The 14,618-nt window shown below is 68.3% G+C and carries 12 protein-coding genes; 4 read left to right on the forward strand and 8 right to left on the reverse strand.

The genetic code is table 11. The features are described 5' to 3' along the window. Positions 1 to 3: 3 nt before the first annotated feature. The 6 genes from ACFPOU_RS11930 to ACFPOU_RS11955 form a co-directional block, all read right to left on the reverse strand. Positions 4 to 5,169, reverse strand: coding sequence for a hybrid sensor histidine kinase/response regulator (locus ACFPOU_RS11930; RefSeq protein ID WP_379721206.1), 5,166 nt, complete (start codon positions 5,167 to 5,169; stop codon positions 4 to 6). 25 nt (positions 5,170 to 5,194) lie between these two features. Continuing rightward, positions 5,195 to 7,495 (reverse strand): methyl-accepting chemotaxis protein, encoded by a 2,301-nt coding sequence (locus ACFPOU_RS11935; RefSeq protein WP_379721208.1) that lies wholly within the window; start codon positions 7,493 to 7,495, stop codon positions 5,195 to 5,197. Between the two features lie 30 nt (positions 7,496 to 7,525). Further along, the gene (locus tag ACFPOU_RS11940; RefSeq protein ID WP_379721210.1) at positions 7,526 to 8,059 is read right to left on the reverse strand and encodes a chemotaxis protein CheW; all 534 of its coding nucleotides are present in this window, start codon (positions 8,057 to 8,059) and stop codon (positions 7,526 to 7,528) included. Beyond that, positions 8,059 to 8,427 (reverse strand): response regulator transcription factor, encoded by a 369-nt coding sequence (locus ACFPOU_RS11945; RefSeq protein ID WP_379721212.1) that lies wholly within the window; start codon positions 8,425 to 8,427, stop codon positions 8,059 to 8,061. Before ACFPOU_RS11945 ends, ACFPOU_RS11940 begins: the two co-directional genes overlap by 1 nt. A 22-nt stretch (positions 8,428 to 8,449) precedes the next feature. Then, on the reverse strand, positions 8,450 to 8,854 hold the full coding sequence (locus ACFPOU_RS11950) for a response regulator (protein ID WP_379721214.1): 405 nt from the start codon (positions 8,852 to 8,854) through the stop codon (positions 8,450 to 8,452). 276 nt (positions 8,855 to 9,130) lie between these two features. Then, on the reverse strand, positions 9,131 to 9,322 hold the full coding sequence (locus ACFPOU_RS11955) for a rubredoxin (protein WP_379721252.1): 192 nt from the start codon (positions 9,320 to 9,322) through the stop codon (positions 9,131 to 9,133). A 67-nt stretch (positions 9,323 to 9,389) separates the two neighbouring features. Between ACFPOU_RS11955 and thiD the strand changes: the two genes are divergently transcribed. The 4 genes from thiD to ACFPOU_RS11975 all read left to right on the forward strand — a co-directional run bounded on the left by thiD (position 9,390) and on the right by ACFPOU_RS11975 (position 12,871). Further along, positions 9,390 to 10,235 carry a bifunctional hydroxymethylpyrimidine kinase/phosphomethylpyrimidine kinase gene (thiD, locus tag ACFPOU_RS11960; RefSeq protein WP_379721216.1) on the forward strand — a complete coding sequence of 282 codons (846 nt, stop codon included), beginning with the start codon at positions 9,390 to 9,392 and terminating at the stop codon, positions 10,233 to 10,235. A 2-nt stretch (positions 10,236 to 10,237) separates the two neighbouring features. After that, entirely contained in the window at positions 10,238 to 11,536 is a 1,299-nt protein-coding gene (hemL, locus tag ACFPOU_RS11965) for a glutamate-1-semialdehyde 2,1-aminomutase (RefSeq protein ID WP_379721218.1), read from the forward strand. A gap of 83 nt (positions 11,537 to 11,619) precedes the next feature. Beyond that, positions 11,620 to 12,420, forward strand: a complete 801-nt coding sequence (locus tag ACFPOU_RS11970) for a glycoside hydrolase family 19 protein (RefSeq protein ID WP_379721219.1) — start codon at positions 11,620 to 11,622, stop codon at positions 12,418 to 12,420. Next, a complete protein-coding gene (locus ACFPOU_RS11975; RefSeq protein ID WP_379721221.1) occupies positions 12,389 to 12,871 on the forward strand; it encodes a hypothetical protein in 483 nt (160 codons plus the stop codon). Before ACFPOU_RS11970 ends, ACFPOU_RS11975 begins: the two co-directional genes overlap by 32 nt. A 64-nt stretch (positions 12,872 to 12,935) precedes the next feature. Here the strand turns inward: ACFPOU_RS11975 and corA are convergent, their stop codons facing one another. Together corA and ACFPOU_RS11985 are read right to left on the reverse strand one after the other, a co-directional pair. Next, positions 12,936 to 13,910: a magnesium/cobalt transporter CorA gene (gene corA / locus ACFPOU_RS11980; protein WP_379721223.1), complete on the reverse strand. Its 975-nt coding sequence runs from the start codon at positions 13,908 to 13,910 to the stop codon at positions 12,936 to 12,938. A 244-nt stretch (positions 13,911 to 14,154) separates the two neighbouring features. After that, on the reverse strand, positions 14,155 to 14,618 hold a 464-nt coding region (locus ACFPOU_RS11985), incomplete at its 5' end, for an IS5 family transposase (RefSeq protein ID WP_379721225.1).

Genomic DNA, 14,618 nt, shown 5'->3' on the forward strand with positions numbered 1-14,618 from the left:
ACGCTATCCTTGCGGCACCTCGCGCTGCAACAAGCCCGCAATCGCCCCCAGCAGCACCGGCTCCTGGAACGGCTTGCCGAAATACGCATTCACGCCCAGCCCCAGCGCCACGTTGCGGTGCTTGTCCGCCGTGCGCGAGGTGATCATGATGACCGGCAGCGCCGCCGTGGCCGTGTCGCTGCGCACGTGGCGCACGAGGTCGAAGCCGTCCATGCGCGGCATCTCGATATCGACCAGCATCAGGTCGGGCCGCACCTGCGGCAGCTGCTCCAGCGCGTCGACGCCATCCTTGGCCAGCGCGACGCGGTAACCCTCGCGCTCGAGCAGGCGCTGGGTCACGCGGCGCACGGTCAGCGAATCGTCGACCACCATCACCGTCGGGCGCTGCACCGGCGCCGGCTGGCCGGCCACGGGCGCCGCCGTCACGATGCCGGCATTGCGGCCCAGCGCCAGCGGATTGAGGATCAGGACAATGTCGCCCGTGCCGAGCACGGTGGCACCGGCGATGCCCGGCACGCGCGCCAGCTGCGGCCCGAGGTTCTTGATGACCACCTCGCGGTTGCCCAGCACCTCGTCGACCTGCAAGGCGATGCGCTCGCCCGCGCTGTGCAGCACCAGCACCGGACGCGCACGCAGGCCCGGCTCGCAGCGCTCGCCTTCGCCCAGCAAGGCCGGCAGGTAATGGAAGGGCAGCGGGCGCCCGCCCGCTTCCAGGGTGCCCGCCAGCGCGGCCGCGGCCAGGTCCGGCTCGCGCACCTGCAGCACCTGCTCGACCAGGGTCGACGGCAGCGCGTAGGTGGTGCCGGCACTGGCCACCAGCACCACCTGCGTCACCGCCAGCGTCAGCGGCAGGCGGATCGTGAAGCGCGCGCCCTGGCCGGGCACGGTGGCGACCGCCACGCGTCCGCCCAGGGCCTGGGCCTCGGAACGCACCACGTCCATGCCGACGCCGCGCCCGGCCAGTTCGGTGAGCGTGTCGGCGGTCGAGAACCCGGGCGCGAAGATCAGCTCGGCCGCGTCCTCGTCGCGCAGTTGCGCATCCTGGGCGGCCAGGCCCAGGGCGGCTGCCTTGGCGCGAATCCGTTCCAGGTCGAGGCCGGCGCCGTCGTCGCTGAACTGCAGCACGACTTCGTTGCCGACCTGGCTCACCTGCACCAGCAATTCGCCGGTCTCGGGCTTGCCCGCGGCCAGGCGTTCGCCGCGCGGCTCGATGCCGTGCACGATGGCGTTGCGCAGCAGGTGCTCGAAGGGGGCGGCCATCTGTTCCAGCACGCTGCGGTCGATTTCCACGGCGCCGCCATGCACGTCGAGGTTGACGCGCTTGTCGGTCTCTTTCGCCGTCTGGCGCGCCACCCGGAACAGGCGCTCGGACAGGCTGGCGAAGGGCACCATCCGCACCCGCATCAGGTCGCGCTGCAGGTCGCGCGTCATGCGCGACTGCGCGGCCAGTTCCTCGCCAGCGCCGTCGACCGTGCGCGAGAGCGATTCATGGAAGGACGCCACGTCGTTGACGCTCTCGGCCATCATGCGCGTCAATTCCTGCAGGCGCGTAAACCGGTCGAATTCGAGCGGATCGAATTCGCGCTCGCCGGCGATCGACATGCGCGAGGCGATCTGCGACTCGGCCTGCATCTCGACTTCGCGCAGCTGGCGCCGCAGGCGGCCCAGGTTGTCCGAGAAATCGGACAGCGCGCCCTTGAGCACGCCCATCTGGTTTTCCAGTTTCGAGCGCGTGATCGAGACCTCGCCGGCCTGGGTCACCAGGCGGTCCAGGATGTCGGCGCGCACCCGTACCAGCGGCGTGCGCGCCTCGGCCGGAGCCGGCGACTCGGGGACCGGTGCCGCCTCGCTGGCCGCCGCTTCCGGGCCGGTCGCCGGCGCCGGCTCGACCAGTTGCTCGAACAAGGCCAGCGCCGTGTCGTAGCTGGCCATCAGCTCGTCGAAGGCGGCCGGCGCGGTGGTCCCCGCGTGCACCATGTTCTCGACTTGCGTCTCGAGTTCGTGCGTGTGCTGGCCGATGCGCATCGCGCCGGCCATGCGCGCGCTGCCTTTCACGGTGTGCAGCGTGCGCAGCAAGCCTTGCGCCGGCGCCGGATCGAACCGATTGTGCTGCCACTGGCGCAGGGCATTGCCGATCTGCGGCAGCAAGTCGGCCGCCTCTTCCAGGAACACGGGCAGCAGGTCGGGATCGAGCTCGTCGTGCGGCAGCGGTTCGGCCGCCGGCGGCGCGCCGGCCGCCGGCAGGGCCAGGGAACGCGCGATCGCTTCCGGCGGCGCCAGGGCTTCGGTCCCGGCTTGCGGCGCCTGGATTCCTTCCGGCCCGGCAGGGGCGATGTCGTCGTGCGCCGGCGGCGGCGCGGCCAGCAGGCTGCCGTAGGCTTGCGCGAACAGGTCGTCGAGCCGGTGCGCCAGGTCCGGATCGGCCCCGCCGTACGCGGCGGCGGCCTGCTGCCGCGCCAGGGCCTGGCACAGGGTGTCGAGGCGGGCCAGCATGTCCGGCTGCTGGCCGGCCAGTTCGTCGCGCCCGAAGGCTTGCAGCATCTGGCGCAGGCGCGCCAGGACGGCATCGAGCACGTCATGCTGTTCCGGCGCCAGCGCCGGGGCCGGCGCGGCCAGCATCTCGAGCGCCGTCTCCAGCGCCTGGGCCAGGTCGCGCAGGGCCAGGAAACCGACCGTGCCCGAGATGCCGCACAAGGTGTGCACGGCCTTCAGGGCCTCGGGGCTGACCGGGCGGCCGGCCTCGTGGCGCCACTCGCCGAAATCGCGTTCGAGCAGGCGCACCAGCTCGTCGGTCTCGGCGACATAGATGTTGTACAGGGCCAGCGCGATCTCGATGCTGCCGACGCGATGCATGTTCTCGTCGGCCGCAGGCGCCGGACGGGTGGCGGTCGGCAGCGCGATCACGTTGCTCGCCGTTTCGCGTTGTTCCTGTGTTTCAGGCGCGACGGCCGGTGCCGCTGCGGCGGGTTGCGCCGGCGCCGGCGTTTCGTCGAGCGCGAAGACGGCGCCGGCCTGCACGCGCTCGGCCGCCGCGATCAAGTCCGCGCCGAGGCGGGCCGAGCTTGCGTGAGCGGCCAGTTCGGCCACCCACGGCGTCAAGGCCGCATGCGCGTGCTCGGCCAGGTCGAGCAGATCGGGCGTGGCGGCGCGGCCGTCGGCCAGCCAGGCATTCATGGTCTTCTCGACCGCCGCGGCGCCGGCCGCGAATTCGTCGAGGCTGACCATGCGCGCGCTGCCCTTGAGCGTGTGGAAGGCGCGCCGCACGATCGTCAGCGCATCCTGCGCATCCGGCTGCTGGCGCAGGCCGGGCAGCGTGGCGGCGACCGTCGCCAGTACTTCACCGGCTTCGGCAACGAAAATCTCAAGCAGTTCGGCGTCGATGCCGCCCGCGTCCGGCATCGCGGCGGGCGTTTCCACCGGCCCGGGCGCGGCGGCGGCCGCCGGCGCCCGCGCGCCGGCCTGCTCGGGCGTCAGTTCGCGCAGCAGGCCGGCTTCGTCGTCGAACATGAAACGGCTGCGCGCGCCATCGCTGTCCTGGGCGAGCATGTCGGAGAAGAAGCCGAGGGCGCCGATGTTGCGCGCGATGTTGTGCAAGGCGCCGGCCTGGGCCTGGACGTCGCCGTCGCCCTCGGCCAGCGTGGCCACCGCCTCGCGCACATGGTGCGCGGTGCGCGCCGCCGCTTCCTGGTCGAGGATGGAGAGCGCACCCTGGATCTGGTGCAGCACCGGGCCGGCCGCGACGAGCGCGCCGCGCTTGTGCTGCGGCGCTTCGTAGTATTCGTCGAGCAGCTTTTCGACCTGGCGCAGGCCCGACTTGATCTCGCCCGCCAGCACGGCCACGGTCTGGCCCTGCTGGATCCGGTGCGCCAATTCATTCTGCCAATCGGGCGCCGCGGGCGGGGTTTCGCCGGCGGCCAGCGCCAGCAGGCGTTGGCCGACCTGCGCGGCATGCTGGCCGAAATCGTCGGGCAGCTTGCGCACCTGGTCCAGGCCATGTTCGACGAACAGCATGGCGGCCGCCATCTCGAGCTTGAACTGGTCGTTGCGCCCTTGCGCGATCGAATCCTGCGCGGCCTGGCCGAGTTCGCGCAGCAGCTGCGCCAGCGCCGGCGCGCCCAGCTTGTCGCTGGCGCCGGCCAGGGTCGCGAGGGCCGCATTGAAGCCGGCTTCGCGCAGCGGGTCGGCGTGCAGCGCCAGCTGGTCCCAGTCCGACTTCGAGCGCGCCAGCGCCTCCTTCGCTTCCTTCAGCGCGGCCGGGTCGACCTTGCCGTAGCGGCGCGCCGCGTAATCGGGCGGCACGGCGCCATCGAGACGGAACGCGCGCCGCAGCAGCGCGGCCTCGCCCCCGGCCTCGCTTGCCGCCGCGATGAAGAACAGGGCGTCGCGCAGCATCGATTCGGGCAGGCCGGGCTGGCCCTGCGCCAGGCGGCGCAGCTGCAGGTTGATCTGGCCGAACAGCTGTTTCACGTACAGGTCGCCGGCCAGGGTGCCGTCGGCCACCAGGGTGGCGACCGTGTGCAGCGCGCGCCAGGCGGTGCGCGCCCCGGCGTCGGCGCCGGCCCGCGCAAGCGGCGCGATGGCCTCGGCCAGCAGGCCCGCATTGGCGCGCTGGGCCGCCGCATCCGGGCTTTTCAGGTAAGGCAGCAGCGCCTTTTCGAACTGGGCGCGGCAGGCCGCATGGTCGGGGACGGCGGCGCCGGGCAGCGCCAGCGTCACGCCGGCGTCGATGGCGAGCAGGTCGGCCGGGTGCACGCGCTCGGCGCCCAGCAGTTCCTGCAGCGCGCGGTAATAGGGGAACAGGCGCAGCGGCTGCGGTGCGCTGCCCGCCACCAGTTCATCGAGGTACTCCCCGATCGCGCCGAATGCGTCGCGCACCGCCCTGGCATGCTCGGGCGTGCAATCGAGCGTGCGCTCCTTGAAGCGGTCCAGCGCCTCCTCGGCGCAAGCGGTGAGCAAGCCGACGCCGTCGACATCGACCATCTGCAGCGCGCCGTGCGCCTGGTGCAGGTGCGTCTTCGCATGCAGCAGCAGGGTCGGCTGGGCTTCGGCCGAGCGCGTGGCCGCGTCGTTCAGGGCGGCGCTGGAACGCTCGAGCGCGCCGCGGATCTCGCCGATCACCCAGGACAGGGGACCGGTGTCAAAAACAGGCGCAGGCAGGGATGAAGTCATCGTCGTTATCGGGTAAAAATCCGGCTCAGGCGGCGACGCGGAAGCGCGACACCGAGTTTTTCAGTTCCTGCGCCAGCATGGCCAGCTGGCGGATCGATTGCGCGGTCTGCTCGGTGCCGGCCTGGGTATGCTCCGTCACCGACAGGATGTGCTGCATGTTGTGCGCCACGCCGTTGGCCGACGTCGCCTGCAGGCCGGTCGCGAACGAGATCCCCTGGATCAGTTCCGCGAGGCGGTTCGACACGCGCGAGATATCGGCCAGCGCCGCCCCCGCCGCGTCCGACAGGCGCGCGCCCTCGACCACGCCCTGGGTCGATTTTTCCATCGCCGCCGCCGCGTCGTGGGTATCGGTCTGAATCGTGCGCACCAGCGCGCCGATCTGCTTGGCCGCCTCGCCCGAGCGTTCGGCCAGGCGCTGCACTTCTTCGGCCACGACCGAGAAGCCGCGTCCGGCCTCGCCGGCCGACGCCGCCTGGATCGCCGCGTTCAGCGCCAGCACGTTGGTCTGTTCGGTGATGTCGGAAATGAGTTCGGTGATCTCGCCGATCTCCTGCGACGATTCGCCCAGGCGCTTGATGCGCTTCGAGGTTTCCTGGATCTGCTCGCGGATCTCGTGCATGCCGAGGATCGCATTCTGCACCGCGGTCGCGCCCTGCTCGGCAGCAAGCACCGACTGGCGCGCCACGTCGGCCGATTCGTTGGCCGACTTCGACACGTCCGTGATCTCGCCGGCCATGCGCAGCACGGTGCTCGATGCATCCTCGATCTCGCGCGACTGCTGTTCGGTCGCGCCCAGCAGGCCCGTGGAAATCGTCTGCGCTTCGTTCGAGGCCAGCGTCACCTGCTCGGCGGTGGTGGTCACGCGCTGCACCAGGCCGCGCAATTCCTCGACCGTGTAGTTGACCGAGTCGGCGATCGCGCCGGTGATGTCTTCCGAGACGGTGGCGTGCACGGTCAGGTCGCCGTCGGCCACTTCCTGCAGTTCGTTCATCAGGCGCAGGATCGCGGCCTGGTTCTGGTTGTTGGTGGCCTTGGCTTCTTCTTCCTTGGCCTGGGCCAGCTGGCGCATCGCCTCGGCTTCGCGGCGGCGCGCGTCGGCGCCGCGGGTGCGGTTGCGCGAATCCTGCAGCATCACGCGGCTGATCGAGCCGGCCGTGGCCAGGGTGAAGATCGAGGCCACCACCAGCAGCCAGAACCAGCCGCTCTGCGAGGACTGCTGCATGCGGTAGCCGCCCTGCAAGGCCGTCACTTCCTTCTTGACGACTTCGTTGTCGCGGTGGATGGTGCGCGCCGCGGCGCGTGCCTGCGAGTACGCGACCGGATTGTCGAGGAAGGGCGAGAAATCCTTGCGGAAGGCATTGAAGCGGGTCTGCACCTGCACCAGCTTGTCGCGCAGGTCGGCATTGCGCTGGGCCGCGGCGCCGCCGAGCAGGGTGCCGAGCGCATGCTCGAAGGCGGCGCTGTCGGCGCCGATGCGCACCGCGGCGTCGTCGCCCGGCACGCCGATGGCGAAGAACTGGTTGGCGCCGCGCGCCAGGCGCTGGGTCAGCATCATCATGCGGCCGATCGCGGCCAGCTCGCGCGCGCTGGCGCCGCGCTCGACGTTCTGCGCCATCAGGTCTTCGGTCAGGACCAGCATTTCCGAGGCCAGCGCGTCGAGCTGGCGCACGCTCTTGTCGAAGGCGACCAGCGCCGGCTTCATTTTCAGGATGTTGGCCGCGCCCTGCTCGGACGCGTTCCAGGTATTGCGCACCCGTCCCAGCTGGGCGGCCTGGCGGCCGCCGGCGCCGGGAATGCTGACGCCGCCGAGCTCGCCGCCCCGGGCCAGCAGGCGCATGTTGCGGTCGACTTCGGCGCGGCTTTCGTCGAGCTGGGCGAAGGAATCGGGATTGCCGGCCAGCGCGTTCGGCGCGGCCTTGCCGGCGCGCTGGGTGTGCATCAGGATGTCGCCGGCAACCTGGATCTGCGCCGCGACCCTGGCGTTGTCGGCGGCGTTCTGCCACATCGCCAGGATGGTCAGCAAGATGCCGGCGGCGAAGGCGGCGAGCAGGATGCGCAGCTGGCGCGGCAGCGACATGTGGCCGATCAGCGGCAGGCTGAGGTTTTCCTCGTCCTCGCTGTCCTCGGCGGCCGGCACGCGGCGCCGCATCACGTTCCCGAGCCGCAGCATGGCTTCCTCGGCCGAGCCGCCCGCGGGTGGCGGTGCGGCTGGCGCTTCGGGCAGGACATCGGCCCCGAAACGTGTGTCGGGCGACGCCAGCACGGTATCGTTGTCGCCCTTCCCGTTCGGGAGGAAATTCAGACTCATCTTTGACGCGATGCCCATTGCGGCTCCTGGTGCTGCGGTTTTAATTGGTTAGCGTGCTGCGGATGCGACATGCAGGAAGCGTTCTTCGCGCACCAGCGCCGCCAGCGACAGCGGCGTCCATGCGTGGCCGTCGGCATCGCGCAGCGTGGCGCCCTCGGCCTGCATCGCGCCGGCGCGGCGCAGGCCGTACACGCGCGTGACCAGCAGCGCGCAATTCAAGCCCAGACGCGGCGCCAGCGACACCAGGCGCGCGTCCGGCCCGGCCGCGCTGGCGCCGGCGTCGAAATAGCGCGCCAGGTCGATCACGCCGAGCAGGCTGCCGCGCACGTTGGCCAGGCCCAGGTACCAGGGCTGGGTCAGCGGCACGCCGGCCAGCAGGCCTGGAGGCACGATCTCGCCGGCTTCGGTGAGCTCGAGCAGGTAGCGCGCCGCGCCGATGGCCACGCCCAGCTGGTGATGGGCCTGGGCGGCGCCGCTTTGCGCGGCCTGCATCCGCGCCAGCAGCTGCGCCTGGTAGTCGCGCAGGCGGGTGCGGCGCGCCGCTTGCGGCGCGGGCGCGGCGCTATCGGCGGGCGCGTTCATCAGGCGCCGAGCGCGGCGATGCGCGCCAGCAGCCGGGCCGGGTCGACCGGCTTGACGAAATAATCCCTGGCGCCCTGGCGCATGCCCCAGATACGGTCGGTTTCCTGGTTCTTGCTGCTGCAGATGATGACCGGGACGGCGGCCAGCTCGGGATCGCGCGCGATCGAGCGCGTCACCTGGAAGCCGTTCGCGCCGGGCATGACGACATCCATCAGGATCAGCTGCGGGCGGTCGGCGCGCATCTGGGCCAGGGCGTCCTCGCCATTGTCGGCGGTGGCGACGGAAAAGCCGTTTTTGACCAGGATGTCGGTCAGGTAGTAGCGTTCGGTCGGAGAGTCGTCGACGATCAGGATCTTGTGTATGGCCACGGGGGCTCCGCAATTCAGGGGTTCAGGCTTTCGGGGCCGTGTGCTCGCGCACCGCCGCGAGCAGGGTATCTTTGGAAAACGGCTTGGTGAGATAGGCGCTCGAACCGACCATCGCGCCGCGCGCGCGGTCGAACAGGCCGTCTTTCGAGGACAGCATGACCACCGGCGTCGCATGGAAGCGCGCGCTTTTCTTGATCAGGGCGCAGGTCTGGTAACCGTCCAGGCGCGGCATGAGGATGTCGCAGAATACGAGCGCCGGATGGTGGTCGTTGATCTTGGCCAGCGCGTCGAAACCGTCCTCGGCCAGCACCACGCGGTAGCCCGCCTGGGTGAGGAAAATCTCGGCCGAACGGCGGATCGTGTTGCTGTCGTCGACCACCATGACGGTCAGGCCGCCCGGCTCCGTCGAGTGCTGCGATGTCGTCATTTTCGTTTCACTTCAGCATGGATTGCCACGATAGCATAGGGAGATCGGCTTGTGCGCGAAGTGTTGCACGAAGGTAACTACGAGGGAATGGGGAGGGGAAAAGCTTGCTGGAAGAGCTAGAAATTACGTTATCGGGTGGGGTGTGCTTGATAACCTAATTGATTGATTGGCAATAAAAATGGCGTGTCGGGCCTTGCGGGCGCCGGCTGGCGCGCATCGCAAGCCTGGGCGGCCCCGACACGCTCCGATGCGCACCCGTTTGTCGCGGTTTCCCGGTCAGATCGCGGTCATCTCGAAATCGTCCTTGCGCGCACCGCATTCCGGGCAGGTCCAGTTCATCGGCACATCGGCCCAGCGGGTACCGGGCGCGATATTATCCTCGGGTGCGCCCGCTTCTTCGTCGTAGACCCAGCCGCAGATCAGGCACATCCAGGTCTGGTAGGCCGCCACGGTCGCATCCGCGCTCATCTCTTTACTCACGTTGTCTTCCTTCGATCTAGTAAAATGCAGAATCAGGTATCTTAATCTACCCGTCGTGCAAAACCAACCGTCTCCGCTGATTCTCACATTTGGTGTATCCGATCCGGTCGGCGCCCTTGGCGTGCAGGCCGACATCGCCACCTTCGCCGCCCACGGCTGCCACGCCCTCTCCATCAGCACCGCGCTGCTGGTATCGGACAGCGCACGCGTGGAGGAATGGCATGAAGTCGATACCGGCGTCATGGCCGACCAGGCGCGCCAGGTGCTCGAGGACATGCCGATCGCCGCCGTCAAGATCGGCGCCATCGCCAGCATCGAGCAGGCCGCCGCGATCGCCGAGATCGTCTCGGACTATGCCGAGGTGCCGCTGATCGTCGATCCCTTCCTGACCGCCCTGCCCGACTCGGGCATGTCGGACGAGGACATCGTCGCCTCGATCCGGCAAATCCTCGCCCCCCAGGCGACGGTATTGCAACTGTCGCAATCGGAGCTGGGGCGCATGGCCGAACTCTGGCGCGAAGCGGGCAACGACAGCGGCGCCGAAGGCTCGCTCGCAAGCGACGTGGCCGAACTGACCGCGCGCGGCTGCCAGTACGTGCTCGTGACCGGCACCGCCGGCAGCGGCCACAAGCGCACCAACACCCTGTTCGACCGCGACGAAGGCGTCACCACCCTCGACTGGCAGCACCTGCCTGGGCATTTCGTCGGCGCCGGCTGCACGCTCTCGGGCGCCCTGGCCGCCGCCATGGCGCGCGGCATGGATGCCGTCGAAGCGCTGCGCGCGGCCCAGGACTATACCTACGGCGCCCTGCTCCATGCCCAGCGCTTCGGCATGGGCAAGCTCGTTCCCAACCGTTTTTACCGCCTCTTGCCGCAGGCCGGCATCAAGAAAGTTTCCTAGACATGAAGATTGAGCCTACCGTTTCCAGAAACGAAACCCTGTTCGCCCGCGCCCAGGAAACCACCCCCGGCGGCGTAAACTCGCCGGTGCGCGCCTTCCGCTCGGTCGGCGGCACGCCGCGTTTCATCACGCGCGCCGAGGGACCGTATTTCTGGGATGCCGACGGCAAGCGCTACATCGACTACATCGGCTCCTGGGGGCCGGCCATCGTCGGCCACGCCCATCCGGCAGTGATCAAGGCGGTGCAGGAGGCGGCCGCGCATGGCCTCTCGTTCGGCGCGCCGACCGAAGGCGAAATCGACATCGCCGAGGAAATCTGCAAGCTGATGCCCTCGATCGAGCAGGTGCGCCTGGTCTCCTCCGGCACCGAAGCGACCATGAGCGCCCTGCGCCTGGCGCGCGGCGCCACCGGCCGCGACAAGATCGTCAAGTTCGAAGGCTGCTACCACGGCCACGCCGATTCGCTGCTGGTGAAAGCCGGCTCCGGCCTGCTCACGTTCGGCAACCCGACCTCGGCCGGCGTGCCGGAAGATTTCGTGAAACACACGCTGGTGCTCGACTATAACAACGTGCCCCAGCTGGAAGACGCGTTCGCGTCGATGGGCGACACCATCGCCTGCGTGATCGTGGAACCGGTCGCCGGCAACATGAACCTGATCCGCGCCACGCCGGCATTCCTGCAGCGCATGCGCGAGCTGTGTACCGAACACGGCGCCGTGCTGATCTTCGACGAAGTCATGTGCGGCTTTCGCGTCGGCCTCGGCGGCGCCCAGGCAATGTACGGCATCGCCCCCGACCTGACCGCCCTCGGCAAGGTCATCGGCGGCGGCTTGCCGGTCGCGGCCTTCGGCGGCAAGCGCGAACTGATGCAGCAGATGGCCCCGCTCGGCCCGGTCTACCAGGCCGGCACCCTGTCGGGCAATCCGGTCGCGGTCGCCGCCGGCATGACGACCCTGAAGATCGTGCAGGAGCCGGGCTTCTACGAGAAGCTGAGCGCGACCGGCGAAAAGCTGGTCGAGGGCCTGACGCAAGCGGCGCACGAAGCCGGCATCGCTTTCTGCGGCGATGCGGTGGGCGGCATGTTCGGCATGTACTTCAGCGCGACGGTGCCGATGACCTATGGCCAGATGATGGCCGGCGACAAGGACCGCTTCAATGCCTTCTTCCACGGCATGCTGGACGAAGGCGTGTATTTCGCGCCGGCCATGTTCGAAGCCGGTTTCGTGTCCGCCGCGCACGACGATGCGGTCATTGCGGAAACGATCGCAGCTGCGCGGAAAGTCTTCGCCCGCATCGCTTAAGGCAAAGCAAACGGGGCGTCGTCGGGCGCGCGGCGCCGTCCCCGCCTTGTGCCATGATGACCCAACTCCGGCTGGGTTTGATCATGGCACGACTCCGACGCTCTCCTCCCGGCGCGCCCCGTTCGCGGGTGGCGCGCTCGCAGCAGCCGCTGCCCCAGACCGGGCCGGCGGTGGTCACGGTCGCGCTGCTGCGCGCGGCCGATCCATCCAACGCCGACGCATACTATGCCGCCATCGCCGAGACCCTGAACGATTACGCGCGCCGCTATGAAGTCGATACCGCCCTGCGCCTGGCCCATTTCCTGGCCCAGATCGGGCATGAAAGCGGTTTTCGGGCGGCCGAGGAAAACGGCCATTATTCGGCGCCGCGCATGCGCGAGATTTTCGGCTGCCGCGGCGGACGCCGTCACTACGACCGCCTCGCCGACGACTGCCGCCTCGGACCGGACGGCCAGCCGGCGCGCCTGCGGCCGAAACTCTGGCTGGAAGCGGACAGCTATGCCGGCAACCCCGAGCGCCTGCTGGCCTATGTCTACGCCAACCGCCTCGGCAACGGCGACGAAGCCTCGGGCGACGGCTACCGCTACCGCGGGCGCGGCCTGATCCAGCTGACCGGCAAGACCAATTACGCGGCCTTCACGCAAGCGCACAATGCGCGCACGCCACAGGACCCACGCGATTTCGTCGCCGAACCCGACCTGCTCATGACCGAACTCAAATACGCCATCGAATCGGCTTTCTATTACTGGGATGCGCGTACAGTCAATGCGCTTGCCGACCTGGACGACCTCGAGCAAGTCACCCGCGCCGTCAACGGCGCCTTGAACGGACTGGAAGATCGCGGAGCACGCCTTGCGAGCATCAAGAAAGCCCTGGGTATCTAGCCTGATCGTGGCGGCCAGCTGCTGCTGCGCGGCCCCGGCGCGCGCCGCGTCGCTGTGCGCGCCGAACGAACCGGTCGTATTCGCCTGCCATGTCGGCAGCAAGCTGGTCTCGCTGTGCCGCCCCGCCGGCGACCGCGGCATGCTCAGCTACCGCTACGGCGGACCGGAAAAGCTCGAACTGAGCTATCCCGAACCCGGGCGCCATGCCGGCGCGGCGTTCACGGTGAAGTCGGCGCCGCTGGTGGGCGGGGGCGAGACGACGGTGGCGTTCCGGCGCGGCGCCTACACCTATACCGTCTACAGCAAGGTGGCGCGCGAAGAGGATGGCACGACGCCGGCCTTCGAGGATGGCGTGATCGTCGCGCGGCGCGGCAAGGTGGTCAGCAAGATGCGCTGCGAGGATGGCGGCGAAGGATTCCGCGAACCCGTGACGCCGATGGCGGCGAAATAAAATTTCATTTATTTTACTATTTTGAAATTTTATTTCATTAACTGGGTGCATCTTGGCCCCGGCCTTACGCCAGCTTCAGCCAGCCCCGCTTCCTGAAATACCACAGCGGCGCGATCGCGCTCGCCACCATCAGTCCCAGCGCGAATGGATAGCCATAGGTCCAGTTCAGCTCCGGGAACCACTTCTGGAAGTTCATGCCGTAGATACTGGCGATCATCGTCGGCGGCAGGAACACGACCGAGGCCACCGAAAACATCTTGATGACCTTGTTCTGGTTGATGTTGATGAAGCCGACGGTGGCATCCATCAGGAAGTTGACCTTGTCGAACAGGAAAGAAGTGTGGCCGTCGAGCGATTCGATGTCGCGCAGGATCTGGCGCGCTTCGTCGAACTGTTCCGAGTTCAGCAGCCGGCCGCGCATCAGGAAACTGACGGCGCGCCGCGTGTCCATCATGTTGCGGCGGATGCGGCCGTTCAAGTCTTCCTCGTGCGCGATCGAGTTCAGCGCGGCGGCCGCGTCCTGGTCGGTGAATTCCTTTTGCAGCACGCGCGTCGAGACTTCTTCCAGGCTCTCGTAGATGCCTTCCAGGGCATCTGCCGAGTATTCGGCGTCGGTCGCGTACAGGTCGAGCAGCACGTCCATGTAGTCGGCGATCGAGCCGGGACGCGAACGGGCGCGCATGCGCACCAGGCGAAACACCGGCAGGTCGTCGTTGTGCACCGAAAACAGCATCTTGCCCGACAAAATGAAGGCGACGGTGACCACGCGCGAGGGGCCGTCGTCTTCCTCGCGCAGGAAATCGGTGCGCAGGTGCAGGTCGCCGTTTTCGGCTTCGTAGTAGCGGGCCGAGGCTTCGATGTCCGACACTTCGTCTTCGCCCGGCAGGATGACCCCGTAGATGGCCTTGACCCACGCGCGTTCGTCGTCATCCGGATCGGTGAGATCGACCCAGACAGGCGCGGCGTTCTCCAGGTCCGCGCGCGAGGCGATGGGAACCTGGTTCAGACGGCCATTTTGTAGGACAAATACGTTGATCATGCGCTTTCTCGGCCGGAATCAAAACTGACGCAAGTGTAACCGTTAGCCCCGTGCCCGGCCACCCCGAAACAACAGTTTTGCCGGGCATTCGGCGTTTTTCAGCAAAGCGAACAGAAAAACCAGGCGCTGTCACCGCTACGTGTAGAAATTGAACTGCTGGGCTCTAGCGAGGTCGAACTGCTATTCGACCATCGAGCGGAGTCTGGCATGCAGGCAAGACGCTTCACAACATGGCTAAGAGCACCTAACAAAACCTCTCGACATACCGCCAACAGATGAGCGAGCAGGCAAGCGTTAGGAACGCCTGGTGTACGTCTGCTCGTCGCTCATGCCGGATGCGCAATCTGCGGAAGCGGTGTAGCCAACCCAAAGTTCGCTCGACGACCCAACGCCACCGTCCAAGCCTTTCGCGCGACTCCACGCCGTAGCGCGCGATACGAGCCGCGATGCCCCGACTGCGCAGCCAAGCCCGATGGGCTCTCGAAGCGTACGCTCGATCGGCATGCAGCTTACCTGGGCGTTTGCGGGCACGGCCTGCCAGCCCCTTAACTGCCGGGATTGACTCTACCAACGGGATGAGGAAACGAGAGTCGTGCACCTTGCGCGCCGAGATCTGGGCCACTAGGGGAAGCCCACGCTCATCCACCAGCAAATGGTGTTTGCAGCCGAGTTTGCCGCGATCGGTTGGGTTTCGGCCCGTGTCCTCGC

It is taken from the genome of Massilia jejuensis (assembly GCF_042656795.1).
Lineage (GTDB): Bacteria > Pseudomonadota > Gammaproteobacteria > Burkholderiales > Burkholderiaceae_D > Telluria > Telluria jejuensis.

Coding starts and splice junctions, on each gene's coding strand:
- ACFPOU_RS11930 (WP_379721206.1), bottom strand. CDS start 5,169: ATGACTTCATCCCTGCCTGCGCCTGTTTTTGACACCGGTCCCCTGTCC.
- ACFPOU_RS11935 (WP_379721208.1), bottom strand. CDS start 7,495: ATGGGCATCGCGTCAAAGATGAGTCTGAATTTCCTCCCGAACGGGAAG.
- ACFPOU_RS11940 (WP_379721210.1), bottom strand. CDS start 8,059: ATGAACGCGCCCGCCGATAGCGCCGCGCCCGCGCCGCAAGCGGCGCGC.
- ACFPOU_RS11950 (WP_379721214.1), bottom strand. CDS start 8,854: ATGACGACATCGCAGCACTCGACGGAGCCGGGCGGCCTGACCGTCATG.
- ACFPOU_RS11955 (WP_379721252.1), bottom strand. CDS start 9,322: ATGAGCGCGGATGCGACCGTGGCGGCCTACCAGACCTGGATGTGCCTG.
- hemL (WP_379721218.1), top strand. CDS start 10,238: ATGAAGATTGAGCCTACCGTTTCCAGAAACGAAACCCTGTTCGCCCGC.
- ACFPOU_RS11970 (WP_379721219.1), top strand. CDS start 11,620: ATGGCACGACTCCGACGCTCTCCTCCCGGCGCGCCCCGTTCGCGGGTG.
- corA (WP_379721223.1), bottom strand. CDS start 13,910: ATGATCAACGTATTTGTCCTACAAAATGGCCGTCTGAACCAGGTTCCC.